Here is a 25,998-nt window from a genome sequence, read left to right as displayed (position 1 = left end):
TGAGAGTAACAAACTGAGGTGAAAATGTAACTCTCGTGGTTGTGAGAGTACCAAATTTGGGTGTGATTGTAACTCTGGATGGTCTGAGAGTAACAAAACGAGGTGAAAATGTAACTCTCGTGGTTGTGAGAGTAACAAATCGGGGTGGAAATGTAACCCTCGTGGTTGTGAGAGTACTAAAACGAAAGGTAAAAGCCCGATCTCAATGAAAAAGGATCGGGCTTTAGTTTATTTAATGATGGATTTGGCGTACTGAGAAGGAGACTGGTTAAATTCTCGTCGAAAGGCCCGCGAGAAGTACTGGATGGATCCGTAGCCTAGTTTTTCGGCAATTTGGGATAGGGTTAACTGGGATTCGTAGATGTACTGCTTGGCTTTTTTTAATCGAAGTTGGTTGATGTAGGACTTGGGTGATTTGCCGGCGTACTTATTAAATAGAGCTTGAAGGCTTGACCGTGATAAATCAAATTGGTCGACCAGTTCTTGCACTTCATGCACTTCAAGAATATGGGTCTCCAGGTAGTCGATGATCGCTTGGAAGGTCTCATCCTCATAATTATCCCGCATAGAAGTCTGAGGAAGTGCATGTCCAGCTTGTTGGGCACCATTGATACACTGAATAAGAAGAATATCCAGGATAGCCATGACCTCATCATAGCCGTAAAGCTTAGCCGGTGATTGTCTTGATAATTGAATGAAACGTTCGATCAACTGTAACTGTCGATAGCCGAGCTTAAAGGGACGAAGGCAGAGGCTGTCAGGAATCCCCTCCGCCGCAAATAAAATGGATACAAGGGTAGTGAGGCCATCTTGCTTAAAACTAAATTTAGGGCGATTTCCTGGAGGGGTTAGCCAAGCCATACTTGATTGGAGTGTGACGGGTTGGGCACCGACAGGATGAATCTGGACCTGTCCTTGATCAACGATCACCAATTCATAAAAGTCTTGTTGTCCTCGTGGAATAACTTCGCCACTGGCATAAGCTTGATAATAGCTGGCATAAATCTGCTTTAGTTGTAAGGTTCGACTAGGAAGCTGAGCCTTGATCCGCTTGGGACTCGTAATGATCTGGGGTTCTTCATTTTGGGTCGGCTCCAAATAAACCTGGCAATGATCTGTGAGTGCTAAGGTATTAAAGAGGACATGCGGTTTAATCTGGATGGACCCTTGAAGAAGAAAATATAAATAATCATCATAGGCGGATAACTCTGGTGCAATGACTAAGAGGGCTAGTCCCTTGTGGTCACTTAGACTGACAGGACGATCAAAGGATAGGAGAGCTTCTGATTGGGAGCGTTGAATGGTCATCAAACGATGATAGGGTCTTAGCTGATGGACCGCCTTGGCCTGAAAGCTAAAATAAGCATTGGATTGATTCAAAGTAGTCTGCAGGTACATGGTCGCGACCGTCCTTTCTATCTTTCTTCTATTATAACTGAAAAAGACAATAAAAAGCATAAAAACATACGACATTAATTAGTTAATTATTTATCCTTTTTAACAAAAGTCGTTCAAATACCTTAAATCCTAGTTTCTTCTATTGGAAGAGCTTCATTTTTTTGCTTAGGTCATGGTATAATAACATTATTGGATACATGGTGAAACGGTAAAAAAATCTAATAGTAAGGACAATGATTATGTTAAAAAATATTCAAAAACTTATCTTAGGCTTATCCTGTGCCTTCTTTCTAACGGCCTGTCAGCAGCCTAAGAAAGAACCGGTTGCTACGGTAAGAGAAGAAAATACGGCGACGACTCAAGAAGCCATTCCTGGTGCTGGAAATACGGTGACGATCCGATCAATCGGGGATATCCTCCTTCATGACGGTGTCTACTATAATGGTCAACAAGGGGATGGAACTTATAATTTTGATTTTATGTTGGAGCCGGTCGCTCCTTATCTAAAGAATGCAGATATTACGACCGCTAATATGGAAACCATTGTAGCTGGCCATCAATTAGGAGTCTCAACCTATCCGCAATTCAATGCCCCAGAAGAGATTGTTGATACACTCTTGAATGTTGGGGTTGATATTGTCTCGCATGCTTCCAATCATACGGTTGACTTTGGAGCGGCGGGGGTTCATGCCTCGATTAAGACCCTCAAGGAAAAAGGGATGCCTTATGTGGGGGCTTATGAATCTTGGGATGATTATAATCACTTAAGAATTCTGGAAGCCAATGGCATCAAGGTAGGCTTTTTAAATTATACCTATGGAACGAATGGTCTGCCCGTACCAGAAGATGAACCTTATCTAGTTACCTTGATTGATACCGAATTGATTCCTTTAGAGATTCAACGTTTGAAGGAATATTGTGATGTTGCTGTCGTGATCTTTCAATTCGGCGATGATGCCATGTTACCTGTCCAGTCACAGTTGGACTTGACCGATCTGTGTATCAAGGCCGGAGCTAACTATGTTTTGGGTGGTCATCCTCATATCATGCAACCCTTCAAACGCTTTGGAGACTCTCAGGTGGCCTGGTATTCACACGGAAACTTCCTATCTGGTCAGATTAAGCCTTACGAAAAAGTAGGTGGAATTGGCGAAGTGACCTTCAAAAAGCACGAAGATGGATCCATTACGGTAGAGGATGTGCGGGTCATGCCGACCTATAACTTTGGTTATCCAGAATGGAATTCCTATCTAGTGGTACCCCTAGCCCAAGCCCAAGAACGAGGCCTTTATAACGGGAATGAGATGTTGAACGAAGTGAAACAACGTTTTACCGAATATGATAGCAGTGTCAAAGTGGTTGATTACCTCGATGATACGCCAAATGCTGAATAGATTTAGTCAAGAATTCAGGCTGTCTCCAAAAGGAGGCAGTCTTTTATTTTGCGACTTAGCGCAAAACACCTTTAGCAGACTACTTATAGTTTGGAGGTGTTAAAATGGGTAATAATAAAGAAAAACATCGCAAGCCAATGATGAAAGCCTGTCTAGCAGTGGCGCTAATTCAAAGCCTGAGTCCTATGATATCAGTTAGGGCTTATGCTCAAGAGGGGATTGATTACGACCAGTTAGTATCGCGAGAGGCCTGTCAAATTCTCTTAAAGGGTGAGGGACAACTGAAGGAAGCCGACCCCAGTGCCAGTCAAGCCCAAAATCAATATGATAAGAATCAAGTAAGGATGACAGCAATTAATGAACGCTATCAAGTGATCAATCAGGAGATTGCTCAATTAGAATCGGGTTCCGTTAATTCCTTAGCGGAAGCCAAGGCAGCGATTAGTGAGATTGTCGACACGCTTTATGAAGAATATAGTCTTGCGGATAAGCAATTTGATCAATTGGATTCAGACCAGCAGTGGGCAATCTTGAGTCAGGACGAACGTTTGAGCGAGTGGTTGACCTACCAAGCCAAGATTGAAGGTCTCATCCAGGATTATGTAGTGGAACGGAATGAATTAGAGGGGGAGTATCGTACCTTGAGTTATGACAACGAGACCTTAGCGGCTTCTTTGGACCAGGACCAATCTGCCCAGGCACAGTTAAATCAGTGCCAACTCTATCCCTATTCCGTAAAACGCATGGCTCCAGAACACTTGATGTTGAATCCATCCAGTGCCTCCTTGTCGGACTATTTATTGGATGTGGACCAGTACCTAGGCCAGCTGGTCCCTAAGGCCTATTCTAAACTTTCCTACCAGGCGATCTTTGATATCTACAATAAAAAGACCAGTCTGGAAGAAATTAAGCAATTCTTAGCCGACAAATCCTTGAAGAAGTTGGATGAAGACGCCTTTGCAGCTTATCAGTATGCCCGTGAGCTTTCACTCTTTGATATTCAAGTGATTGCGGCTTTGGCTTTGCAGGATTATTATCAGACCAATAACAAACAAGTCTATCATGCTTCTTACTCGAACTTGTTGAATCTCAAGGAGCGCCAGCTTGCTTATTTTTATAGTTTGAACGAAGAAGTTTTCGAAAAGCTCAAACAGGGCTTGGCCAACTATCTGAATCAAAAGGGCTTTACCAATGATCAGACCATCCAACAAATTCGTAATCTCCATCAACGCTATCAGATGAAGTTGGTCTTATTTGACCCTAATCAGGGACAATGGAAGGCAAATCCAGCTAAGGAATCGGGCTATTTTACAGAATTTGCCAACCAGACCTTGTGGCAGACCCCGCAAGTCGACAATAAGGGGAATCCCATTCAGACCAGCACAAATCAACCCGCAGAGTTACCATTATTGACGTCGGACAAGAGCTTGGAGCCATCAACCCCTTCTGTTAATAAGGACAAGTTAGCTCACTTAAAAGACAAGTTAGACCGAGCATCTGAAGGATCTAGTCAGGCCAAGAGCCAATCGCTGGCCAAACCACCGAGTCTGAACTTGAAGAAGAAAGAAGCGGATTCCACTACTCAGGAGGCAAAGAAGCCTAAGAGCTTGGAGGATTCCTTGCCGACTACCGGGGAACAGCGTTTTTATTTTTATCTATCTTTAATCGTCTTACTGTTAGGAATTGCGGTCTTGATCTATAATCGCTATCTTAAACGTAAGATCAAGCCACCGATGGATGAGGAGGACTGGGACTAAGTAGTCGCTATTTTCCCTGACATCTTGTATAATAATAATACTTAGAAAAAGGGGGAATTATCATGACAACAGAAAATGAATTCTTACAAATTGCTCAGGCTGCCTTCCAAGCAGTGGATGCGGAACAAGCGCAAGCCTTATTAGAAAAAAAAGCAGGAGACTTGATCTTTATTGCACGTGAGACTTGTCCTTACTGCCGTAAATTCATCAAACGTTTGGCTAAGACCACTGAAGAGCACTCAATTCCAGTCTATTTCTTACATAGTCAAGTCGATGATCCCGCTCAAAATGAAGCGACTCAAGCCTTAAGAGATCGCTATGATTTAAAGACGGTACCGTCTTTAATCTATCAGGATCAAGATGGCATTCATACCGTGTCTGACTCTAGTATGAAACCCGAAGAAATTCTAGCCTTCCTCAACCGTTAGGGAGGCGCGAGATGAAGTCAGAACCTAAGTCCAATGCCTCGTACGGCCCCAACAAACGGGTTGTCTGGCCCTTACTGGCGATTATCCTATTCTCGCTAGGGATGCTTCTATGGTTAAACCGCCAACAGGAAGCGAATTCAGAGCTTGAAAAAATCCCCAGTCCGGAAAGTAGTTCAGTCACTTCTGAACCTTTGTCCCAAGATCCGAAAGGAAGGGTATCCAGCAGTCTTACTGAATCGAGCCTTGAAGAAGAGGATGAATCAGACAGTTTAGCTGAACAATATGCCAAGCTTCCTAAGGCTGAGACCTATTCCAGCATTGAATACCATGAAAATCAAATCCATGATCCGCATGTTCGGCGGGCTTTTGAGGTAGTGATTGAGCGTCTCAAGGACGAAGGCAAGTATTATTCGAGTGTTGACTATGAATTAACGGTCTTTCCAACCTTGGACGAAAACATCTCTAATCTGAGTGTGGACGAACGGTATGCCGACCGGACGGTTCATCGAGGTCATTACCGATTCGATTATCGAGGTAAGAAGGTCACGCGTTATTAAGGCTTATTGAAAAGCTCCTCAGGGAGCTTTTTGTTTTTGCGGGATCCATCTGATAAAGCACTCAATCAATTGACCGCTAAATATTGAAAACGATTTACAAATAACTTATAATGGACTTGAGTACAGATGGAAAGGAAGGATTGTATGACACAAGTTTATACGAACTACTGGATCAATCGCCGTAACAATGTAGTCAAGGAGCACGGATCTTATGCCAGTGAAGAGGCAGCTAAGCAAGGAATCTTTGCCTGGTGGGAGCTGCAAAAAGATAAATATCATGATGTCGAAGAGCGCCGTACTAATTCAGGGGCTTTAGAGATCACTTATGGAGATGATAATTATTATTATCGGATCGTGAAGCGGGATGTTGACTTTGAACTTCCACCGTTGAAGGTTAAGCTGAGAAGCTCGGGCGAAGTCGATAAGTTGCGCAAGCAATTATCGCTCGATGACGAGTATTATCTCTTTGAAGAATTGGCAGAACCTTACCGAGACCGACTGGTTGAAGCCATGGGCGATGGTCGCAAGGTGCAAGATTATATCTATGATCAACATGGACGCATGATTTCCAGTCTAAAAAAATAACCCCTCAGCGAGTGGCCTGGCTACTCGCTCTTATCTTTGTTCGCTTTGCTAAGGCAATTAGAAAGGATCTATTATGAAACCATTATCCCTTGAAGCGATTCACCAAGCTATCCAACAAGATCCAGCCAACCAGGTCTTTCAAGAAAAGGGCTGGCAACCCGTCTATCAAGCGGGAGCTGGGGCAAAGCTTGCGATCATTGGGCAAGCGCCTGGTATTAAGGCCCAAGAAGCCCAGATTCCTTGGCAGGATGCCTCTGGAAAACGCCTACGTGAATGGCTGAATCTTTCTGAAGCCGTCTTTTATGATCCGGATCAGGTGGCCTTGATTCCGATGGACTTCTATTATCCAGGAAAGGGGAAGACGGGCGATCTGCCACCGCGTAAGGACTTTGCTTCCAAGTGGCATCCCCAGCTTTTTCAAGCTATGCCAGATCTGCAACTAACCATTCTGGTAGGCAATTATGCCAATAAAGCTTATCTTAAAGACCGCTATCACAAGAACCTGACCCAAACGGTTCAAGACTATCAAGACTATCTGCCTCAGTATTTTCCCTTAGTACATCCTTCACCCCTCAATGGACGTTGGCTTAAACAACATCCTTGGTTCCAAGAACAAGTCGTCCCCGTTCTCCAAGAGCGAGTGGCTGACTGCCTAAAAACTCATTAGAAAGTAGCTTACTATGTCAAAACGTTATTCGAACTTCGACCACCTTCGGGCCTGGTCCATCTTAGCGGTGATTATCATCCATCTAACCGCTCCGCTTGCTAAAGAGCAAGCCCCATTGGGGATTGTCCTCAATCAATTAGCTCGCTTTGCGGTCCCTAGCTTTCTCGTTCTATCCGGTTGGGGACTCGATATTACCGATGCCTTCGACCGGTCTGATCATTATCTGGATTATCTTTGGACCCGCATCAAAAAAGTCTGGCCAGACTACCTGATCTGGTCCTTGGTCTATGCTTTGACGCACTTTATCTTGGCGGGACATCCTTTAACGATTAAGCAATCCCTGGTCTATTTACTAAATGGAGGCTTTTCCTATCATTTATACTTTGTTCCCTTGATTACCGGTCTATATATCTTATATCCTGCCTTTGTCTACCTGACCAATCATCCAGGCCTTTATACGGCTTTCAATTTGATCTTTATCTTCCAACATATTACGGATGATTACTTAGGATACATTCCTTTTGATTTGCTACAGGACTATTATACCTATGCTTTTTGCTTTGCCTTTGGAATTTGGTTGAGTCATGACTTCGAAGCTAAGATTCACTATCTCAAGCGGGGTAAGCACTGGGCCTATGGGGCGCTCTTTACCTTTACACTTTTTACGGTCTTTGAATCCTTGGAAAGTCAAGGCGCTGTCTCAGCTACAACCCGTCCTTTTGTGACCTTTTATGCCTTATGCTTGATCCTTTGCTTTATGGTGACAGACTTAAAGCCTAATCGCTTCTTTAGTTACTTGTCTAAGTATTCCTATTTTATTTACTTGTCCCATGTCTGCATGGTGGAAGTGATCGAAGCCTTCATCAAGCTTCCTAATGGTTGGATGGGAACCAGTCTCTATCTTGGAGCGAGTTTGTTGTTGGTTTTAATCTTTGAATTTGCCCTTATATACCTAGTCAAAGGAATAAAAGGGTGGATAAACAATAATAATGAAAGAAAATCGACTTTATCGTGAAATAAGGTCGATTTTTTTATGGGGTTATGATTAAATAGAAAGAGAGTATCAAGTTTGTGAAGTTGCTTTGCCAAAGGGCTAGCGACTGAAGGATTGGGAGGGTATTAGATGAAGGAGTTCCTACATCGAATTAAATTAACACGCCGTCGTAAGCAGGCCATTATTATTGGGAGTGATCTGGCCTGTATTTTATTGAGTGCGGTATTAGCGGCTTGGATGGTGGCCTATTATGTCCAGACGAATTTCTTTGCTTATGGCTTTATTGCTTTGGCTTATTTTTTAGCTTATGCGGCCTTGTCATTCTACCTTCATAACTTCTCGGGGATTGTGCGTTTCTTCAATATCCGGGATGCCCGTAGTCTGATCCTGATTAATCTTTTTGCTTCAGGGGTCAGCTTCATCCTAGGGAATCTTGTACTAAGGGCGGTATCTAATCGCTATATCTTCTTGTTGACGGTCTTTGCGATCGGATTGATGATTCTTAGTCGGATCCTATGGAAAACCTATATCGACTGGAAGAATCTGGTCAATGCTGGACGTCAAGAGGATGCACCCAGATTGCTCTTAGTCGGTGCCGGGGAAGGGGCCAATATCTTCATTGAGAACTTCGCCAAGCACCCAGACCGATTTTCGATTATCGGTCTCGTCGATGACGATCCCAATAAGCAGTCGACTTATCTGCGAGGAGTGCCCGTTCTAGGGGCCATTGACGATCTGCCTAAGATTATCCCGAGTCGGCGGATTGAGACCATTACGATTGCTGCTCCTTCCCTCAGTTCCGAAAAAGTCGAACAAGTCCTTAGATATGGGAATGAATATGGGGCGAGTGTGAACCAGATGCCGGAAGCTGAGCGCGTCCTTTCTGGTGAATACAAGATGCAGATGAAAGAAATTGATATTGCCGACCTCTTAGGCCGGAAAGAGATTCACTTGGATGATCAACCAGTGATTGATGCGATTGGCGGCAAGGTGATTATGGTGACCGGGGGTGGTGGATCCATCGGATCTGAGATCTGCCGGCAAGTGCTTAAATTCGGTCCTTCCAAGCTCTACTTTGTGGGGCACGGAGAGAATTCTATCTATCAACTCGATCAAGAATTAAGTCAGATGAATCTTTCACATATTCAAACCATCCCAGTGATTGCGGACATTCAAGATAAAGAGCATATGGTAGAGATTATGAACTTATATCAACCAGATATCGTCTACCATGCGGCAGCTCATAAGCATGTTCCGATGATGGAATATAATCCAACCGAAGCCGTTCGTAATAATGTCTATGGGACTTACAATGTGGCCTATGCCGCTTCCAAGGCGGGCATTGAGCGCTTCGTGATGATTTCAACGGATAAGGCCAACAATCCACCCAATATTATGGGAGCCACTAAACGCATTGCTGAAATGATTGTGACCGGTATGGATAAAGAAAGTAAAACCACCTTCTCGGCTGTTCGCTTTGGGAATGTCTTGGGATCTAGGGGATCAGTCATTCCACTCTTCAAGAAGCAAATCGCCGCTGGAGGCCCGGTCACGGTCACCCATCCCGATATGCGCCGATACTTTATGACCATTCCTGAAGCTAGTCGCTTGGTGATTCAAGCCTCAGCCTTAGCTGAAGGGGGCGAACTCTTTATTCTTAATATGGGTAAGGAGGTCTATATTAAGGATCTGGCTCGTAAGATGATCGCTTTATCCGGTTACCGGGAAGAAGAAATTCCAATTGTCTATACCGGTATTCGTCCGGGTGAGAAGCTCTATGAGACCTTGATCATGGATGATGAAGTAACGGATAAGAAGATTGACGAGAATATTTTTGTCGGCAAGGTAAAGAACAAGAGTCTAGAAGAGATCAAGACCTTTGTGGAAGGGTTAGACCTATCCGGGAAGGATAATCGGTTGACAGATAAGGTGACGGAGTTTGTGCATCGGGAAAGTAATCGGGATTAGAAAGAGGCTAGAAAGATGTATATCCATGTTAAACGCATTATAGACTTTATATTGTCTATGTTGGGCTTAATAATACTTAGCCCTCTTTTTCTGATTTTAGCTATCTGGATAAAATTAGACTCTCCAGGACCGGTCTTCTTTAGACAAAAAAGAATAGGTATTCATCGAACTTTCTTTGATATTTATAAGTTTAGAACGATGCGGACAGATACTCCTCAGGATATGCCTACACATATGTTGAATAATCCACAGGCTTTCATTACCCGATCAGGCGCTTTCTTAAGAAAAACGAGTCTCGATGAACTCCCTCAATTAATTAATATTTTAAAAGGGGAAATGGCTGTCATTGGACCGCGACCTGCCTTGTGGAATCAAGATGATCTCGCGGAAGAACGCGATAAATATGGAGCTAATGATGTGCTTCCCGGACTAACAGGTTGGGCTCAAATTAATGGCCGTGATGAATTACCCATTCCTATTAAAGCCAGACTAGATGGTCAATACATCGAAAATATGGGGATTAGAATGGATCTTAAGTGCTTCTTTGGGACGATTCTCAGTGTTCTAAAAAGTGATGGAGTTGTTGAAGGTGGTACGGGAGCCATTGAATTAGCTAAATCTGAACTCAAGGAGGGAGACCAGTGAAGCGAATCCTTGTAACTGGTAAGAATTCTTATATTGGGGATAACTTTACGCATTGGATGAATCAGTGGCCGGATAACTATCAAGTGATTCAAGAAAGCTTAATCGGCCAAGGCTGGAAGCAGAGCGATTGGTCGAATTATGAGGTTGTTCTTCATGTTGCAGGCCTTGCTCATAATTCAGCAGATCCTCAATTAAAAGATCAATATTACCGAATTAATCGAGATCTAACGATTGAAGCCGCTAAAAAGGCGAAAGAGGCTGGAGTCAAACAATTTATCTTTATGAGTAGTATTATTGTGTTTGGCAGTAAAGTTTCTCGGATTACAAAAGAAACGCTTCCGAATCCAGATAATTTCTATGGAGATAGTAAGCTTCAAGCTGAATACGGACTAGAAGAACTTATCGATGATGACTTCAAAGTTGCGATTGTACGACCACCCATGGTGTATGGACCAGGATCAAAAGGGAATTTCCCTAAGTTGGTAAAAATTGCAAAGTTTACTCCGATATTTCCAGATTATAATAATAAACGAAGCATGATCTATATTGATAATTTAATGGCTGTTCTAAAAGAAGTTGTCGATCGGGATGGTTGGGGATATATTCATCCACAAAATAAGGAGTATGTAAAAACCAGTGAAATGGTAAAACTTATTGGTAAAGCGGCAAACCATAAGATATATTTTGTACGATGGTTTAATTTTGTGATTCAAGCTATGATAGGAATTGGATTGATCAATAAGGTGTTTGGGGATTTGTATTATGAGGAACATATTGATCATATAACGGATACTATATCCTTGGAAGAATCAATAAGAAGGAGTATTTGATGAAACGAGCTTTAATGTATGCTTCAGTGGCATCCATGATTGATTTATTCAATATGGACAATATTAGGATTCTTCAAGAATTGGGTTATCAGGTTGATGTTGCATGTAACTTTGAAGAAGGTAGTATTACCTCCGTTGAAAGAGTTAAAAAATTTAAACAAGAATTAGAAAAACAAGGAATTAGGTATTTTCAACTACCTATTCCACGTTCAATCACTCGAATAACAGATATCTTAAAATCTTACAAATTGACCAAAAAATTAACTAAAGAAAATTATGATTTAGTTCATTGTCATTCGCCGATTGGATCAGTTATTTGTCGACAAGCTTTTAAGAATACACAAACAAAAATAGTATATACTGCCCATGGATTTCACTTTTATAAAGGGGCTCCTTTAAAAAATTGGTTAATATTCTATCCCATTGAAAAATATTATTCCAGATGGACGGATGTCTTAATTACGATAAATCAAGAGGATTATGATAGAGCTAGGCGTCAAAAAATGGCAAAAGTAATTGAATATGTTCCTGGGATAGGGATTGATCTCAGCAAGTATAACAATGGATCCCAGTCAAAAAGTACCCTAAGAGCTGAACTATTACTTCCTGATGAGGCATTGATTCTAACGTCGGTTGGAGAATTAAATGATAATAAAAATCATCAGATTGTTATTAAAGCCCTTGCTGAAATTAATGATCCTAAAGTTCATTATATTATCTGCGGTAAAGGTGATAATAGAGATAACTTATTAAAATTAGCTAAAGAACTTAATGTATCAGATAAAATACATTTGTTAGGATTTAGAAAAGATATTCCAGAAATTTTAAACCAGTCTGATATATTTGTATTTCCTTCTTTAAGAGAGGGATTACCAGTGTCTTTGATGGAAGCAATGGCGTCTGGGTTGCCATGCATTGTATCAGATATTAGGGGAAATAAAGATTTGATTGAGCATGTGAAAGGTGGTTTCCTATGCAAAAAGAATATAAAAGAAGAATATGTTGAATATATTAATTATTTATTAACTGACTCTAAACTTTTTTGTGAGATGAGTGCATATAATAAAGCTAAGGTAAAAAAATACGATACTAATACTATAAATCAGAAAATTATGAAAATATACCTATCTATTTCATAAATAGGTAATTGGGAGTATGGTAAATGAGAGTAGTTTTACTTAGAAGTAACCCAGTGAATCCTGATTCTAGGGTTGAAAAAGAAGTGAATAGTCTAGTTGGGGCAGGTTATCAAGTTCAGATATTAGCGTGGGATAGAGAGAATCACAGGGATAGTTTATCAAATCTAGATTTAAAAAATGGTATAGTACCAATACATAGATTTGGTATACAAGCGAATTTTGGTGGCGGCTTTAAAAAAAATAGTATTCCCTTGATTAAATTTCAAATGCGACTTTTTTCATGGTTAACATGTCATAAAAATGAGTATGATATCATTCATGCATGCGATTTTGATACATCATTAACAGGTTTATTAATATCTAAATTATATAGTAAGAAATTAGTGTATGACATATTTGATTATTACGTAGACTCCTTTAATGTTCCTAATCTTTTAAAAGCTTTTATTGAAAAATTAGATCGGATGGTTATTAATCGGGCAGATGCAGTGATTTTATGTAGTGAGAAAAGGAAAGAGCAGATTTTGGGGACCAAACCGAAATATTTGGAGATAATCCACAATACTCCTGATATTAGAAATATTGAAAATGAATTAATTTCTCTTGACAGGGTTTCAAGTAGTAAAGTTTCGATTTGTTATGTAGGAATTTTACAAGAGGGAAGATTACTCATTGAATTAGGACGTTGTGTTAGCAAATTAGATAATGTAGAATTACATATCGGTGGTTTTGGACAACTTGAAGATTATTTTTTTCAGTTATCTCAAAGTAGTGATAATGTATATTTTTATGGAAAACTTCCTTATGAAGAAGTATTAAAGCTTGAAGCTTCATGCGATGTTTTAACTGCAATTTATGATAATTCCATAAAAAATCATAAATATGCAGCGCCAAATAAATTTTATGAGGGTTTACTGTTGGGGAAACCAATTATTATGGCTAGAAATACAGGAATGGACAATTATATTGCGTCATTTGGTAATGGTTGGATTATAGACTTTAATGAAGAGAGTTTATTTGCGTTATTAAGTAAAATAAGTAAAGATAGTCTGGCTTTTGAAAAAGCGAATGACTATAAATTAAAAATGCTTTTCGAATGGAGAAAAATGGAAATGAAGCTGATCAAATTGTATGGTCGGTTATAGAAAGGTAACCTGATGAATATAAAAAAGATTTTTGTTTATTTATATGCTTTTCTTCTAATTTATTTACCTGATTTTAGTTATTTAGGTAGTCTACTTAAATTATTCAAACCTTCGATTTTACTGTTTCTGCTAGCGATGATAAACATTATTTTACTAAATAGAAGACTTTATTTTTTTATTAAGAAAGCTAGAGTAGGTTATTTGTTTTTATGTATTTTATTAGCAACTGTTACAACAGTTTTGAGAAATATGTCAAATACTTTTTATTTTCCTGATTTAGTCTCACCAATACTATTAATACCGTTACTTGTGAATTATATTGCATTAATTATATGGAACGAAAAATATTATAAGAATTTAGACCTTTCTGATTTATTAATAAAAATAGGTTTAATTCAAACGTTTATTATGGTGCTTATGTATATTTTTCCTCCTTTTAAACAAATTGCAAATAACTTATATTTATCAGCCGGAGAATTAAGAATGGATTTAGTCGGGATTACTAATACTCGAATATATGGCTTAGCAAGTAATTATACGACAACACTTCCTTTTGTTCAGGCTCTTTTAGGATTGATAGCGTTGAAGAAATTTCACGATTCAAAAAGTTATAGATATTGGTTTATTTCATTAATCTTAGCATCAGGCTCATTACTTAACAATCGGACAGGTTTTATAGTTTATGCTTTTGTTTCTATACTATATTATTTATACTTATTATTTTTCGAGCGTATTAGTAAGTCTCGAAGACTATACGATACTTTTCTATTTTTGTGGCTATCTATAGTGTTAATGTTTTTTTTCAATACCGAACGTGGTATTTGGTTAATACAAATATTGAAAGAGATTAAAGATTTTTACATTCATGGTCAAGATAGTCAATATATGTTAGCCTTATCAAATCAGTTTATTAGATTTCCAGATGGAGTAGACTTGTTAATTGGAACAGGGCACAGGGCATACGGGGAGTTTTCAATAATTTTCCATGGCTTTCATTCTGATATTGGATATATTAATGATTTATTTAGGGGCGGAATAGTATATGTTGTATTGTTATATGGAAGTGTTATTTATACAATATTGCATAAGGTTTCGAGTAAATTATGGGGAGTATTATTTATAATTTTCTTGTTTCTTATCAATTACAAAGCAGAAGTTATTAATGGTAGTGCAGTTATGATGATATTGTTAGCTGAAGCTATTTTTGAACAGTACAAGAGTATGATAGATAAGGAATGTGTTGTTCATGAATAAAGTTTTAATGGTAGGTGATTTTAAGTCGAATGATGGCGTAGCTAATGCAAATAAAAATTTTGAAGCTGGCTTTGAACAATGGGTTAAATCAGGACAAATTTCTTATACTTATGAATCTGGGATAATCAACAGGATCATTGAATTTATTCGACTTTTCTTCAAGGTAGATGTTCTTTGTTTATGTGGAATCTCTAAAATTAACATTATTGCAATTATATTCTCAAAGATTTTTAGGAAACCAATTTTTTACCTTATGCATGGATATCCTTATTATGAACAAAGGGTTGAACAATCTTTAAGCAAATCAAAAATTGTATTTATTAGAATAAAAGAGTTTTTAAGGATATTTTTATGTAACGGTATTATTTGTGTATCCGATATGTTTAAAGAATATATGATAAGTCAATATCCATTTTTTTCCAAAAAGTTTTTTTGCGTTTATAATCCGATTTCTATTGAGAAAATATATAAACCAGATAATTCGATTCGATTAGGAAGTAAAATCATTGTTACTACTGGGGGAGGAAGGCGAATAAAAAATAATCTATCTTTAGCATATGCTATTGAATCTTTAAATAATAAATATCATCTCGATTTTCAGCTTTTTATTTTTGGAGGTGATGGACCACAAAGTCAAGAATTAAGTATGATTCCAAGCGTAAGATTGCATGAAAAAGTTAGTCAAGATACCATGTTATCCTTTTTTTCATCAGCTTTTCTTTACGTACAAAACAGTGAAATGGAGACTTTTGGATTAGCTGTCATAGAGTCTTTAATGTCAGGATGTAGTATTTTGCTATCTAAGAATGTTGGAGCTATTGGGGTACTACATAATGTCAGAGCCTCAGATATTATAAATAATAATAAAGATGTTCAAGAAATTAGTAAGAAGATACTAGAAATTTATAATAAAGGCAATAATGAAAGAATGCTGGCTGGATTAGATACTATTGCAATTGATCCCGTACAGTGTTCAGTTCAATTATATAAAATATTGACAGAATGGAATGATCAAGAGCTTGAAATTTAGTATTATAATGCCAGTGTATAATGTTCAGGATTACTTAGCACGATCAATTCAATCAGTACTTGATCAAAGTTATACAAATTGGGAATTAATTATTACAGATGACGGGTCTACAGATAATTCGGCAAGTATAATCGACTTTTATGAAAAAGAATATGTTAATATTAGATTAATTAGACAACAGAACTCTGGATCTGGTATTGCTCGTCAACGAGCTATTGATATTGCAACAGGTGATTATCTAGTTTTTCTCGATCCTGATGATTATATGTTATCTTCATCGTTGGAAAATTATTATAAGATTTTGAATAAATATCCTCTAATTGATGTGATTTTTAATGGATATATTCAAATTGTTTCAGATAAAAATGCGTCATCTCTAATAACTTTTAATTATCCACATAAATTAAGATTAAATAAAGAACAATTTATCGATAATTTCCCTAATGTTCGACAAGTATCTCTGCGTTCAATTTGGAATAAAGTGTATTCAAGAAGATTCATACAGAATAATAACATTAAATTTACTAGTCAGCGCGTTGGTCAAGATGCTTTGTATAATTATGAGGTTTTGAAGTATGTAAAAAACGTTTATATTAATACCGAAGCATACTATGTTTATGATACAACAAGGGAAAATTCAGCAGTAAAAAGTTTTCGTCCTGAAAAATGGAAGTATGAACTAAATATAGCAAAAAAATTTGAAAAATTAGTTAATAATTGGAATCGATCGGAGTTCTCAGAGTTTGTAAATCTTGAATACTGGTATGCACTATTTCATTATTTATTGAATATCAGTCATAAAGAAAATCCGGTTAGTTTAAATAATAAAGTGCGTGAATTATCGTGTATACTGAATGATTATCCTTCTATAAAGGTATCGATCAGTTCAATTTCTATAAAAGATGTTCATTCAGGTTCTGAAAAGGTTTTACTATTTTTATTAAAACAAAATATGTTATATTTAACGGTCATTATTAATAGCATATTAGCTAAACTAAGAAGTCATTGACTTTATTATCTAACTATTTATAAGATAATATGAGAGGAGCCTTTATTTGATTTTGAGTATAATTGTACCTGTATATAATACAGGTGTTTATTTAGAAGAGTGTTTAAATAGCCTTTTAAATCAGGGATTAAAGTCATCTGATTATGAAATTATTTGTATTAATGATGGATCTACAGATGATAGTCAAACAGTCTTAGATATGTATACGAGAAAATATTCAAATATTAAGGTTTTTAATCAAGTAAATTGTGGTTTAAGTGTTTCACGAAATCGAGGAATTGATTTGAGTTGTGGTAAATACTTATTTTTCATGGATAGTGATGATATTTTAGAAGATAACTTTTTATCTTATGTAATACAAAAAATGACCGATAAAAATTTACAACTTTTTTTGTTTGATGGTAAAAGTTTTTTGGATGGTGATGATGCTTCTTCTCTTTTTATTGATTATAATAGAGAAAAAAAATATGGATTTTATAGAAGTGGGGCAGAGCTTTTAAATGAGTTATCTAAAGATAGAAAATTTTATAGTTCTGTTTGTCTATATATTGTTGCTTCAGAACTAATTAAAAATAATATTAGGTTTATTGAGGGTATTATTCATGAAGATGAAGCATTTACAACAGAAGTTTTTTTACGTGCGAAGAATGTTTACCATATTAATTATCCAGGCTTTCAGCGACGGATAAGACCAGAATCGATTATGACCTCTAAAAAGACAAGCAAAAATTTTCAGGGTTATTATTATGCATTTTTGAAGCTAAATGAGCTACTTTTAAACTCTCAATTTAGAAAAAGTATGGGATTACGAATTCGAATTGTTGAATTGTATGAATCGTTGTTAAATATATATAATGAATTGGATGAGCCTGAATTAGAATTAATCACTTATGAGTTAAAACGGGTAAAAAATATAGCGAAAGAAAATAATTATTATTATTTTAAATGCTGGTTAAGACATTATAATGTATTTACAAGATTAGTGTTTAATAGTGTCGTGAAAGTGAGACAAGTATGGGCTGATAGATATATAAGGAGGAAAAATTGAATACACTAAGGCAAGGAATTATTTATAATACGATAGGTAGATATTCAAATTTAGCTATTTCAATATTCGTTCAAGTTTTCCTGGCTCGATTACTTTCACCAGCTGAGTTTGGTATTGTAGCAATCGTAAATGTCTTTTTAGTTTTTTTTCAAATGTTAGCAGACTTTGGTATTGGTCCGGCTTTAATACAAAGAAAAGATATTGATCGGGTTGAGATTAATCATATATTTTCTTTTTCGGTTTACTTTTCAGTAATCCTAGCTCTAATTTTTATTACACTTTCAGTTCCAATTAGCAACTTCTATCGGAATCCTGAATTAAAAAGTGCTATGCCGTTAATGTCAATTGTTTTATTATTTAATAGTTTGTTAATGGTTCCCCAAAATCTTTTATTAAAAGATAAGCAGTTTAAATTTGTAAATTTAACTCAAATTTTGGGAAGTATAGTAAATGGATTAGTGTCGATAATACTAGCTCTTTTGGGATTTTCTTATATTGCGATTATTATAGGTTCAATAGCTAGAGGATTTACGCAGCTAGCTATTTTTGTTTTTAGAACAAGGTTAAAATTTTCAATAAAATTTTCAATAAAACCGTTGAATAAAATTTTTAGCTTCGCTAAAAACCAGTTGTTATTTAATATTGTTAATTATTTTTCTAGAAATTTGGATAATCTATTAATTGGTAGGTATATGTCGCCTGATCAGCTTGGTTTCTATGACAAAGCATATCAACTTACTCTATATCCAAATACAATTTTTACAGGAGTTATTACTTCAGCGATTCAACCTGTATTTTCTGATTATCAAGAAGATCTCAGTAAAATTATGAATGGATATCTTAGTATTTCGAGAATTTTGGCTAACTTTAGTATTCCCTTGACGATTTTTGTTCATTTTGCTGGAAAGGATATTATACTGTTGTTATATGGGGATCAATGGGTTAATAGTGTGATTGTTTTTCAAATATTAAGTATTTCAATTTGGATTCAAATGTTGCAGGCTAGTACTGGAGCTTTTTTCCAATCTGCTAATAGAACTGATTTACTTTTATTATCAGGTGTCTTATCTACAACTTTTAATGTCATCAGTATTGTTATAGGAGTTTATTTAGGGTCTATTATTTGGATTGCTTTTATGGTTGTTATCAGTTTCTCATTTAATTTTATTCAAACAAATTATTTATTGATGAATAAAGCCTTTAATAATTCATTAATTAATTTTTTTATTATCTTAATTAAGCCTATTATAGTTGGTGTTATAACTTTATTAAGCTTTGTTTTATTGCCTAATTATAATTTTACACCTTTCATTAATTTGTTTATAGAAGGACTTATATTTATGGCTAGTTTGTGCATTGGTTTAATTCTTACGAATCAATTAAAGGATGCATTGAATCTTGTTAAGAAGTAGCAATATATATAAGAATATGAAGAAGTAATAAACTGAAAAAGAAATAATTGGAGTCCTAATATTTGAATATAAAGCTATTGGAGTGATTATATGAAAAAAATTATGCTTGTTTTTGGTACCCGTCCTGAAGCTATTAAAATGTGTCCTTTAGTTAATGAATTAAAATCAAGAGAAGAATTTGAAACTTTGGTATGTGTTACAGGACAGCATAGAGAAATGCTAGATCAAGTTCTTGAAGTTTTTAATGTTATTCCTGATTATGATTTATCTATTATGAAAAATAAACAGACTCTTTTTGATGTGACAACTAATATTCTGAATCGTATAAAGAACGTCCTAGATGAAGCAAAGCCAGATATTGTCCTAGTTCATGGAGATACTTCCACGACCTTTGTAACTTCTCTTGCTTGTTATTATTCACAAATTCCAGTTGGACATGTTGAAGCAGGGCTTCGCACCAATGATATTTATTCTCCTTTTCCAGAGGAATTTAATAGACAAGCAGTTAGCATTATTTCATCTCTAAATTTTGCTCCAACTGAACAAGCAAGAAAAAATTTACTTCATGAAGGTAAAGATGCTAGTAAAATTTTTGTAACAGGAAATACTGTGATTGATGCTTTAAGGACTACTGTACGTAATACTTATAGCCATCCTGATTTGGAATGGGTTGGAAATGACAAGATGATATTATTGACAGCTCATCGACGGGAAAATTTAGGTGAGCCAATGGCCCATATGTTTCGTGCGATCCGTCGTGTTGTAGATGAGCACACTAATGTTAAGGTGATATATCCGATTCATATGAATCCAAATGTTCGTAATGTTGCTGATAAATATTTAAGTGGGAGTGATAGAATACGCATTATCGAACCATTAGAAGTTCTTGATTTTCATAATTTTATGGCGGCATCTTATATTATCTTGACTGATAGTGGTGGGATACAAGAAGAAGCACCCAGTTTAGGGAAACCCGTTTTAGTTATGAGAAACACTACTGAGCGACCGGAGGGAATTGAAGCTGGAACTTTGAAATTAGTAGGTACTGATGAAGAAGTAATATACAAGAGTTTTAAAGCACTGTTGGAAGATCAATCAGAATATGAACGTATGAGCCATGCTAATAACCCTTATGGAGATGGTAAAGCTTGTCAGAGAATTGCAGATATAATTGAGAGAATGTTAAAAAATGAATAACATAGATTTTATATCAATATTAAAAGTATTAATACCCGTAGGATTTGGATATTTATTATCGATTATTAATTTATTAGGTAGGGCCTTTTATAATAATAGAAAATTCTTACTTTTTATTAATATGATACAAGAAGTATATCTGTTACCAGTTGAAAAACTTTTTGATGAGTTAGTATATGGTAAATATCATATACAACAAGAATTGATTAGAATAATAGATGATAGTATAAATAGGTTAGAATATTTGAAGTCTGAAGAAGTTATCTATTATGCTAAAGAAAATACTGGTCGAATGATTCGTTACATTGAATTTTCAAAAGCTTATCTTTATCAGCTTAGAGATCTATCAAAGTATTATTTCTTTAATACTATAAATCGCAATCAGATATCAGATACACTTAAGGATAAGTTGTTTATTGAAGATAAAGTGAGAGCTGCAAAAGAGCTTAAAAGATTTTATCAATTGAATTATAAAAAATATTGTAATTTTCAAATTGATAGATTTTTATGTTGGGAACAAGTTTTCGATAAAAGTAAATATGAATAGTATTTATTATAGTAAAAAATATCTGCATTTAGACGAATTAACCCATAGTGTAAAATTTCTTGTGTAATCTCCAAAGTCCATAGAAAAAGATAAGTTAGTACTATCTTTATGATAATCTATATCAAGTAAACTTATAGTAAATTGGTTGAATCTCTTCATGAACTTATAGAAAAAGAACAAAATAGTCCAGATGTTTTATAAAATTGACAATTAATAATTGTATTAAGATGAGGTAAAATCATGAGAAATAGTTTGTTAAGTGAGCATAAATTTAGTAAGAAAGAAAAAGGAGTTTTAAAAACACCACTCAGTGAACATGTGACCTTATTAGAAAAAGAAGTTAATTGGAATTTCGGAAAGTCTGCTGAATATATTTGGTTAGCTTTAATTCTTAATAATAGTAAAAATAGGAGACAAGATTTAATAAATTGCATGGAAATGTTTGATGATTTAAATAGCGTAATTTCTGATGAAAAGTTTAGTCTTCCCACATTATCCAATATCCTATCTTTTAATCTTTACGAGCAAAAGTATTTTGTTGAGATATTAGAAAGGTATGGTTTTATTGGAAAGTTAGCACCTCTTTCATTAATTTTGGATTCTAAATTTTTAGAATATAAACGAGCATTTAAATGTTACGTATTAACTATTGAAGAAAGGTTATCTTTATTGGAGGAAGCTATTCAAAAAACTAGCTCAAAATATTCACAATTATCAACCGATATTAAGTACCTAAATGTATACTTCTTAGCTGTTGTAAAGGATAAATTGAGATTTGTAAATGGTAGTACTTCATTTGTTCAAAATCTTAATAATTATTTAGAAATAGAGGATAATAATTTTAGAGAGATGATAGAAGTTCAACTAAGTAGTATTGACGCATCATTTGCTCAAGTGTTTTCTGACGAGTATAAAATCGCAAGTGAATTGTGGAATAAATTAGGTAAGTATTTTGACTGTGAGGGATTAGTATTGGAATTTGAGGAACAATCAGTAGATATGAACAGGTTTAAAAATGAAGTGTACAAGGGAGTAAAGTACTATAAAGAACTTTCACAAAATTTTTATCCTTTAGATGAGAGACTTTATGTTTTATCAGCTATTTTGATGTTTTCATATAAACGGTTAATAGAATTAGTAGACCATAATTTGTCTGAGACAATCTCAGGAAGAAGTATCTTGAGGTCATGCTTGGAGTCTTTGATGATTTCAAAATATTTATTGGCAAACGAAGAAAATATTCCTGATAGTAAGATTTGGGAACAATATAAAAATTACGGATTAGGAAATTATAAATTAATATACGAACGTTATTTCGAAAAAAATCCAGAAATCGAAATAAGACATATTAATCATAGTTATTTAAATTACATAATATCTGAGTTTTCAGATAAAGAATTTTTAGATATAGATACAAGATATTTTGGTGGTGGAAAGAATATAAGAAGTAAATTCAAAGAGGTTGGATTAGAAGATTTATACATTCATATGTATGAGTATGATTCGCAGTTTGAGCATGCAGAATGGGGAGCAATTAGAGAGAGCTCTATTCTAAAATGTGATACACCTGGTCATCATTATCATGGAATTTTAGATATTGAAAATGAGCAAAAGTTACCTAGTGTTAATAATGATATACAATTTGTTTTTAAAATGCATTTTGATATATTGGACGATTACTATCCTAATCCGCATAATTCATCAATTCAAGGGGAAAGTAAGGATGATTAATACATTAATACAAATACAAAATGATTATTTGAATTTGTTGGAGCAATATATTTCTAATCAGTATGACAATGCTAAACTTATATTTTTGGATGATATACAATGTTTTTGGTATAAAAATAGGAACATGATAACATCAATTGCAGACAATATTTTTCATGAAAATATCCCTTATATTATTACTGGGGTTAGTTACTATATTTTAGATGAAACGGAACAATATATTATATCATTATCAAATTCTATTCTAATTTTTGATGACCCTTTCCCTGATTATTTGTCCCAATTAAGAGTGTCTAGAGAAAATGAGAAGTTTGAGTCATTTAATAGAAAAATGGAGGAAATAATAGATAAAGGAATTTCATTAAGTATCAGTTTGTTGAAAAATGAAAAAAATTCTGTTTATATTATACCTATGAGACATCTATTTCCTTTTGATAAATTAAACATCAATGTTGATAAAATAATTTCAGATTTTTTTCTTATTGAGTTAGATAAGTTACCTTTCTCAGGAAATCTTGAAGATGAAGAAGTGATAAATGAAAATAATTTGAGAAATATTTTGTTGTTTGAATATGATAATCCATCATATCCCATCGAAACTCGTATAAGTGATTTGTTTGATTATATCTCTTTTGAATTCCCGACCTCATTAAATAAATATGAAAAGTTAAGAAGTATACTATTTGGTAATATAAGTCAGACTATTCATATAGTAATTTCCAGTATTCATTTTAATACAGCACCATTGTTTAAAAGTTTTAGACAATTACATGAATTCGTCTATATTATTGATTTTCTTATCAATCCGACACAAGATGAATTGATACCCAATGAGTATATTGATAAATTAAAATGTATAAGGGAAAAGAGTATAAAAGGCTATTTTACATTATTTGAAATAAACAAGCGTAAAGAAGAGTTTGATATTGAGGTTCTAAAAAAGAATGATAGTAATACGTCTTATAAAAGTTATATGGAGATGTTAGAAATTACAAATGATTACCATAAACTACAAATGGACATCAATAGAGGGTTAGATTTATTGATTTTAGAAGTAGACTAGAATAAAATTAATTATCTAGTTTATTTAAATAGTTTGTAATTTTATCAGTATTTTAGTAAGTATTGATAAATGTCAGCACGGTCTTAATTAAAAGAACATACATAAAATATTTGTTATTATGATGTGGGTGTAGTAACATAAAATTAACATAAAAAGGTGTTAAATAAGATTCTCAAACTGATTTTTGAAATTAGTGCATTTGTTTCAAAACAGGTTCATTAAGCCGTACAGACCGAATTGCTAAGTATAATCAATTGCTTCGCATTGAAGATGAATTGGGAGACTTAGCCCAGTATAAGGGGAAAAAAGTATTTTATAATTTGAAAGCTTTTAAATAAACGAGTTTTACAAATTTCTTAAGAAGTTAAGTTAAAAAATGAGGCTGTGACATAAGTCCACCAAAAACCGGCTGAATCGTTGATATTACAGGCTCTATGTCAAATAGGTTTGATGACTCAATTTCCGAAGGAATCAAGCAGCTAAATACTGCTTGATTGTTTATTTATTTCTTCTAGAAATATAAAGTTTTGCTATTAAAAGAATACGGTGACTGAAGTGAATATAATTGCGATATCCAAAGATGTTTCGTTTACGAACCTTGATCTTGTTGTTAATCCCTTCGATGGGTTAGTTACTTAATCGGGGGTGGTGACAGGTGTTGTTAATGGTCTTTAGATATTTGTTACATGATCAAATAACACGCTTTAGTCCTTTGGGAAAAGTTCTCGAATTAAGAGGATGTGAGTAAGATAGAAGTCAATGGCAATGGCTTTGACCGTTATTCCATCTAACGCGGTAGTGGTGCTTTTCATTGTCAGGTAACAAGCTTGACCAGCTGTATCTAAATAGGTAATGCGGTAAGATCACGTTCTAATTCTGACGATGGACTGTTTATCACGACATTAGGGTCATTTTTCCAGAAAATAGTAAAGGTACAAGATAGTTCTTTATGTTATTACTTGGTACCTTTAATATAAAGGACGTCTGTGTTTTATTAAGAAAAAGGGGAGGGTTGACGGAAGATAAAATTTCTTCCATCAACCCTATTTATTTTAAAACTCATTTTAAAAACTAATTAAACATCGATGTTGATTCATCATATCTTAAGAGTTATTATTGGTATTCCATATGTAAGTAAAGGGAGGCTATATTATTTTAACGCAAATTCAATTTGATGATTTGATTCGTACAATTAAAGCTTTACAAGCCCCTGAATATCTTGAGTGTATTCAAATCATTTCCGTGGTTATTTCTACCTTAAGTCTTATTATTGCCTCTTATCTTGGTCATCAACAAATTAAGCAGCAAAAAATTGAGAATGATAGAACATTCGAGTTAGATTATGCAGATTTTTTATATAGTGTTAATTATGTTTTTGAACTAATTAACACAATGGAGTCAGAGTGTGATGCCATTCATTTTCCATTATCACGAGAAAAAATAAACCAAATTGAAAATAATATGATTCGATTATCAATTGAAATCGCTCATATTATTGGCCGTAAAACTGATGGGTTTGGTAAGATTAAATTTGATTTACCGAGAGAGGATCAGTACTTAAGAATTCCTCTTAAATATGTTAAACCTAGTAATAATTTGGCAATGACAGTCAGTGAAAATTGTTCTAAGCTAAGCGATTATACCGAAGAAGAATTAGTTAAAGCTAATGAAGATATCATTAATATGGTGAAGTCATCTTATCATGGCTTAGAAAAACATATTCATTTGTGATTTTGATTAAGAATGAATATTGTATCTGGATACATTTACTGATCGCAATTTTCATTCCAATTAAGCTAGAAATAAATAGAATTGGTTTTCTGTTGAATTGGTGAGAATTTAAGAGTGCTGACTGTTAAAGTTATTGATTGAGTAGCAAAAACATGTTGCAAGAGAATAAAATGGTCACTAAATACACAAGATCTATATCAAATAGTATACAGATTGAATTTTCAGAGGAATCAAGTAGTTAAGTTCTGTTTGATTCCTTCTTTTTTGTATTAACCGTATGCATTCTAGAATCTTTCTTAATCACCAGTACTTGCTTTTTGCAGAAGATTTTTTTATTCAGGTTAATCGATAAGACTTCAATAATTGCAGTGATCAACTTGGTTTTGAAACCAATGATATATTGAGGGTGAAGGTAAGTGCGAAAAATACACAATATATTGTGCTTATTTAACGGAATTATGCAATATAT

General features: G+C 34.9%; 23 protein-coding genes and 2 pseudogenes. 23 read left to right on the top strand and 2 right to left on the bottom strand.

Going from position 1 to position 25,998, the window contains the following annotated elements; genetic code table 11:
- Window positions 1-228 precede the first annotated feature (228 nt).
- Window positions 229-1,398, bottom strand: a complete 1,170-nt coding sequence (locus tag HMPREF2758_RS06930; protein WP_070609757.1) for a helix-turn-helix domain-containing protein — start codon at window positions 1,396-1,398, stop codon at window positions 229-231.
- Window positions 1,399-1,637: 239 nt separating this feature from the next.
- Here HMPREF2758_RS06930 and HMPREF2758_RS06925 point away from each other — a divergent pair, with 239 nt between their 5' ends.
- The 22 genes and pseudogenes from HMPREF2758_RS06925 to HMPREF2758_RS08765 form a co-directional block, all read left to right on the top strand.
- The gene (locus HMPREF2758_RS06925) at window positions 1,638-2,792 is read left to right on the top strand and encodes a CapA family protein (RefSeq protein WP_070609756.1); all 1,155 of its coding nucleotides are present in this window, start codon (window positions 1,638-1,640) and stop codon (window positions 2,790-2,792) included.
- A 104-nt stretch (window positions 2,793-2,896) separates the two neighbouring features.
- Complete coding sequence (locus tag HMPREF2758_RS06920) at window positions 2,897-4,549, top strand: LPXTG cell wall anchor domain-containing protein (RefSeq protein ID WP_070609755.1); 1,653 nt, start codon at window positions 2,897-2,899, stop codon at window positions 4,547-4,549.
- A gap of 62 nt (window positions 4,550-4,611) precedes the next feature.
- Window positions 4,612-4,977 carry a DUF6568 family protein gene (locus HMPREF2758_RS06915; RefSeq protein ID WP_070609754.1) on the top strand — a complete coding sequence of 122 codons (366 nt, stop codon included), beginning with the start codon at window positions 4,612-4,614 and terminating at the stop codon, window positions 4,975-4,977.
- An 11-nt stretch (window positions 4,978-4,988) separates the two neighbouring features.
- Window positions 4,989-5,534 carry a hypothetical protein gene (locus tag HMPREF2758_RS06910; protein WP_070609753.1) on the top strand — a complete coding sequence of 182 codons (546 nt, stop codon included), beginning with the start codon at window positions 4,989-4,991 and terminating at the stop codon, window positions 5,532-5,534.
- Window positions 5,535-5,678: 144 nt separating this feature from the next.
- Window positions 5,679-6,119: a hypothetical protein gene (locus HMPREF2758_RS06905; protein ID WP_070609752.1), complete on the top strand. Its 441-nt coding sequence runs from the start codon at window positions 5,679-5,681 to the stop codon at window positions 6,117-6,119.
- A gap of 73 nt (window positions 6,120-6,192) precedes the next feature.
- Window positions 6,193-6,786 carry a uracil-DNA glycosylase family protein gene (locus HMPREF2758_RS06900; RefSeq protein WP_070609751.1) on the top strand — a complete coding sequence of 198 codons (594 nt, stop codon included), beginning with the start codon at window positions 6,193-6,195 and terminating at the stop codon, window positions 6,784-6,786.
- 13 nt (window positions 6,787-6,799) lie between these two features.
- Window positions 6,800-7,801 (top strand): acyltransferase, encoded by a 1,002-nt coding sequence (locus HMPREF2758_RS06895; RefSeq protein WP_070609750.1) that lies wholly within the window; start codon window positions 6,800-6,802, stop codon window positions 7,799-7,801.
- Window positions 7,802-7,909: 108 nt separating this feature from the next.
- Window positions 7,910-9,748 (top strand): polysaccharide biosynthesis protein, encoded by a 1,839-nt coding sequence (locus HMPREF2758_RS06890; protein WP_070609749.1) that lies wholly within the window; start codon window positions 7,910-7,912, stop codon window positions 9,746-9,748.
- Window positions 9,749-9,763: 15 nt separating this feature from the next.
- Window positions 9,764-10,393, top strand: a complete 630-nt coding sequence (locus tag HMPREF2758_RS06885; RefSeq protein ID WP_070609748.1) for a sugar transferase — start codon at window positions 9,764-9,766, stop codon at window positions 10,391-10,393.
- Complete coding sequence (locus HMPREF2758_RS06880; RefSeq protein ID WP_070609747.1) at window positions 10,390-11,223, top strand: NAD-dependent epimerase/dehydratase family protein; 834 nt, start codon at window positions 10,390-10,392, stop codon at window positions 11,221-11,223. Before HMPREF2758_RS06885 ends, HMPREF2758_RS06880 begins: the two co-directional genes overlap by 4 nt.
- Complete coding sequence (locus HMPREF2758_RS06875; RefSeq protein ID WP_070609746.1) at window positions 11,223-12,362, top strand: glycosyltransferase family 4 protein; 1,140 nt, start codon at window positions 11,223-11,225, stop codon at window positions 12,360-12,362. Before HMPREF2758_RS06880 ends, HMPREF2758_RS06875 begins: the two co-directional genes overlap by 1 nt.
- 23 nt (window positions 12,363-12,385) lie before the next feature.
- Window positions 12,386-13,507 carry a glycosyltransferase gene (locus HMPREF2758_RS06870; RefSeq protein WP_070609745.1) on the top strand — a complete coding sequence of 374 codons (1,122 nt, stop codon included), beginning with the start codon at window positions 12,386-12,388 and terminating at the stop codon, window positions 13,505-13,507.
- Between the two features lie 12 nt (window positions 13,508-13,519).
- On the top strand, window positions 13,520-14,761 hold the full coding sequence (locus HMPREF2758_RS06865) for a hypothetical protein (RefSeq protein ID WP_070609744.1): 1,242 nt from the start codon (window positions 13,520-13,522) through the stop codon (window positions 14,759-14,761).
- Window positions 14,754-15,791 (top strand): glycosyltransferase family 4 protein, encoded by a 1,038-nt coding sequence (locus HMPREF2758_RS06860; RefSeq protein WP_070609743.1) that lies wholly within the window; start codon window positions 14,754-14,756, stop codon window positions 15,789-15,791. Before HMPREF2758_RS06865 ends, HMPREF2758_RS06860 begins: the two co-directional genes overlap by 8 nt.
- On the top strand, window positions 15,781-16,800 hold the full coding sequence (locus tag HMPREF2758_RS06855; RefSeq protein WP_168163139.1) for a glycosyltransferase family 2 protein: 1,020 nt from the start codon (window positions 15,781-15,783) through the stop codon (window positions 16,798-16,800). Before HMPREF2758_RS06860 ends, HMPREF2758_RS06855 begins: the two co-directional genes overlap by 11 nt.
- Window positions 16,801-16,852: 52 nt before the next feature.
- The gene (locus tag HMPREF2758_RS06850) at window positions 16,853-17,848 is read left to right on the top strand and encodes a glycosyltransferase (RefSeq protein WP_168163138.1); all 996 of its coding nucleotides are present in this window, start codon (window positions 16,853-16,855) and stop codon (window positions 17,846-17,848) included.
- Window positions 17,845-19,260, top strand: a complete 1,416-nt coding sequence (locus HMPREF2758_RS06845; protein ID WP_070609740.1) for a lipopolysaccharide biosynthesis protein — start codon at window positions 17,845-17,847, stop codon at window positions 19,258-19,260. The genes HMPREF2758_RS06850 and HMPREF2758_RS06845 overlap by 4 nt, the downstream gene beginning before the upstream one ends.
- Window positions 19,261-19,350: 90 nt before the next feature.
- Window positions 19,351-20,457: a non-hydrolyzing UDP-N-acetylglucosamine 2-epimerase gene (gene wecB / locus HMPREF2758_RS06840; protein ID WP_070609739.1), complete on the top strand. Its 1,107-nt coding sequence runs from the start codon at window positions 19,351-19,353 to the stop codon at window positions 20,455-20,457.
- Window positions 20,450-21,004: a hypothetical protein gene (locus HMPREF2758_RS06835; protein ID WP_070609738.1), complete on the top strand. Its 555-nt coding sequence runs from the start codon at window positions 20,450-20,452 to the stop codon at window positions 21,002-21,004. The genes wecB and HMPREF2758_RS06835 overlap by 8 nt, the downstream gene beginning before the upstream one ends.
- Before the next feature lie 240 nt (window positions 21,005-21,244).
- Window positions 21,245-22,735 carry a DUF5677 domain-containing protein gene (locus HMPREF2758_RS06830; RefSeq protein ID WP_070609737.1) on the top strand — a complete coding sequence of 497 codons (1,491 nt, stop codon included), beginning with the start codon at window positions 21,245-21,247 and terminating at the stop codon, window positions 22,733-22,735.
- Window positions 22,728-23,798, top strand: a complete 1,071-nt coding sequence (locus HMPREF2758_RS06825) for a hypothetical protein (RefSeq protein ID WP_070609736.1) — start codon at window positions 22,728-22,730, stop codon at window positions 23,796-23,798. Before HMPREF2758_RS06830 ends, HMPREF2758_RS06825 begins: the two co-directional genes overlap by 8 nt.
- Window positions 23,799-24,004: 206 nt before the next feature.
- Window positions 24,005-24,136: pseudogene (locus HMPREF2758_RS08765) on the top strand (hypothetical protein); the annotation flags it as partial.
- A gap of 160 nt (window positions 24,137-24,296) precedes the next feature.
- Here HMPREF2758_RS08765 and HMPREF2758_RS08870 read toward each other — a convergent pair.
- A pseudogene (locus HMPREF2758_RS08870) lies at window positions 24,297-24,476 on the bottom strand (transposase); the annotation flags it as partial.
- Between the two features lie 501 nt (window positions 24,477-24,977).
- Between HMPREF2758_RS08870 and HMPREF2758_RS06820 the strand changes: the two are divergent.
- A complete protein-coding gene (locus HMPREF2758_RS06820) occupies window positions 24,978-25,529 on the top strand; it encodes a hypothetical protein (RefSeq protein WP_070609735.1) in 552 nt (183 codons plus the stop codon).
- Window positions 25,530-25,998: the final 469 nt, after the last annotated feature.

This window comes from Facklamia sp. HMSC062C11 (genome assembly GCF_001810675.1).
Lineage (GTDB): Bacteria > Bacillota > Bacilli > Lactobacillales > Aerococcaceae > Facklamia > Facklamia hominis.
Note: the sequence above shows the minus strand (reverse complement) of the source record. Positions and strands in the feature narration are given on the sequence as shown.

What these genes read in the sequence shown, in the direction of transcription:
- HMPREF2758_RS06885 (WP_070609748.1), top strand. Translation starts at nt 9,764, where the DNA reads ATGTATATCCATGTTAAACGCATTATAGACTTTATATTGTCTATGTTG.
- HMPREF2758_RS06925 (WP_070609756.1), top strand. Translation starts at nt 1,638, where the DNA reads ATGTTAAAAAATATTCAAAAACTTATCTTAGGCTTATCCTGTGCCTTC.
- HMPREF2758_RS06900 (WP_070609751.1), top strand. Translation starts at nt 6,193, where the DNA reads ATGAAACCATTATCCCTTGAAGCGATTCACCAAGCTATCCAACAAGAT.
- HMPREF2758_RS06920 (WP_070609755.1), top strand. Translation starts at nt 2,897, where the DNA reads ATGGGTAATAATAAAGAAAAACATCGCAAGCCAATGATGAAAGCCTGT.
- HMPREF2758_RS06870 (WP_070609745.1), top strand. Translation starts at nt 12,386, where the DNA reads ATGAGAGTAGTTTTACTTAGAAGTAACCCAGTGAATCCTGATTCTAGG.
- HMPREF2758_RS06875 (WP_070609746.1), top strand. Translation starts at nt 11,223, where the DNA reads ATGAAACGAGCTTTAATGTATGCTTCAGTGGCATCCATGATTGATTTA.
- HMPREF2758_RS06915 (WP_070609754.1), top strand. Translation starts at nt 4,612, where the DNA reads ATGACAACAGAAAATGAATTCTTACAAATTGCTCAGGCTGCCTTCCAA.
- HMPREF2758_RS06860 (WP_070609743.1), top strand. Translation starts at nt 14,754, where the DNA reads ATGAATAAAGTTTTAATGGTAGGTGATTTTAAGTCGAATGATGGCGTA.
- HMPREF2758_RS06825 (WP_070609736.1), top strand. Translation starts at nt 22,728, where the DNA reads ATGATTAATACATTAATACAAATACAAAATGATTATTTGAATTTGTTG.
- HMPREF2758_RS06830 (WP_070609737.1), top strand. Translation starts at nt 21,245, where the DNA reads ATGAGAAATAGTTTGTTAAGTGAGCATAAATTTAGTAAGAAAGAAAAA.
- HMPREF2758_RS06865 (WP_070609744.1), top strand. Translation starts at nt 13,520, where the DNA reads ATGAATATAAAAAAGATTTTTGTTTATTTATATGCTTTTCTTCTAATT.
- wecB (WP_070609739.1), top strand. Translation starts at nt 19,351, where the DNA reads ATGAAAAAAATTATGCTTGTTTTTGGTACCCGTCCTGAAGCTATTAAA.
- HMPREF2758_RS06895 (WP_070609750.1), top strand. Translation starts at nt 6,800, where the DNA reads ATGTCAAAACGTTATTCGAACTTCGACCACCTTCGGGCCTGGTCCATC.
- HMPREF2758_RS06910 (WP_070609753.1), top strand. Translation starts at nt 4,989, where the DNA reads ATGAAGTCAGAACCTAAGTCCAATGCCTCGTACGGCCCCAACAAACGG.
- HMPREF2758_RS06890 (WP_070609749.1), top strand. Translation starts at nt 7,910, where the DNA reads ATGAAGGAGTTCCTACATCGAATTAAATTAACACGCCGTCGTAAGCAG.
- HMPREF2758_RS06930 (WP_070609757.1), bottom strand. Translation starts at nt 1,398, where the DNA reads ATGTACCTGCAGACTACTTTGAATCAATCCAATGCTTATTTTAGCTTT.
- HMPREF2758_RS06835 (WP_070609738.1), top strand. Translation starts at nt 20,450, where the DNA reads ATGAATAACATAGATTTTATATCAATATTAAAAGTATTAATACCCGTA.
- HMPREF2758_RS06905 (WP_070609752.1), top strand. Translation starts at nt 5,679, where the DNA reads ATGACACAAGTTTATACGAACTACTGGATCAATCGCCGTAACAATGTA.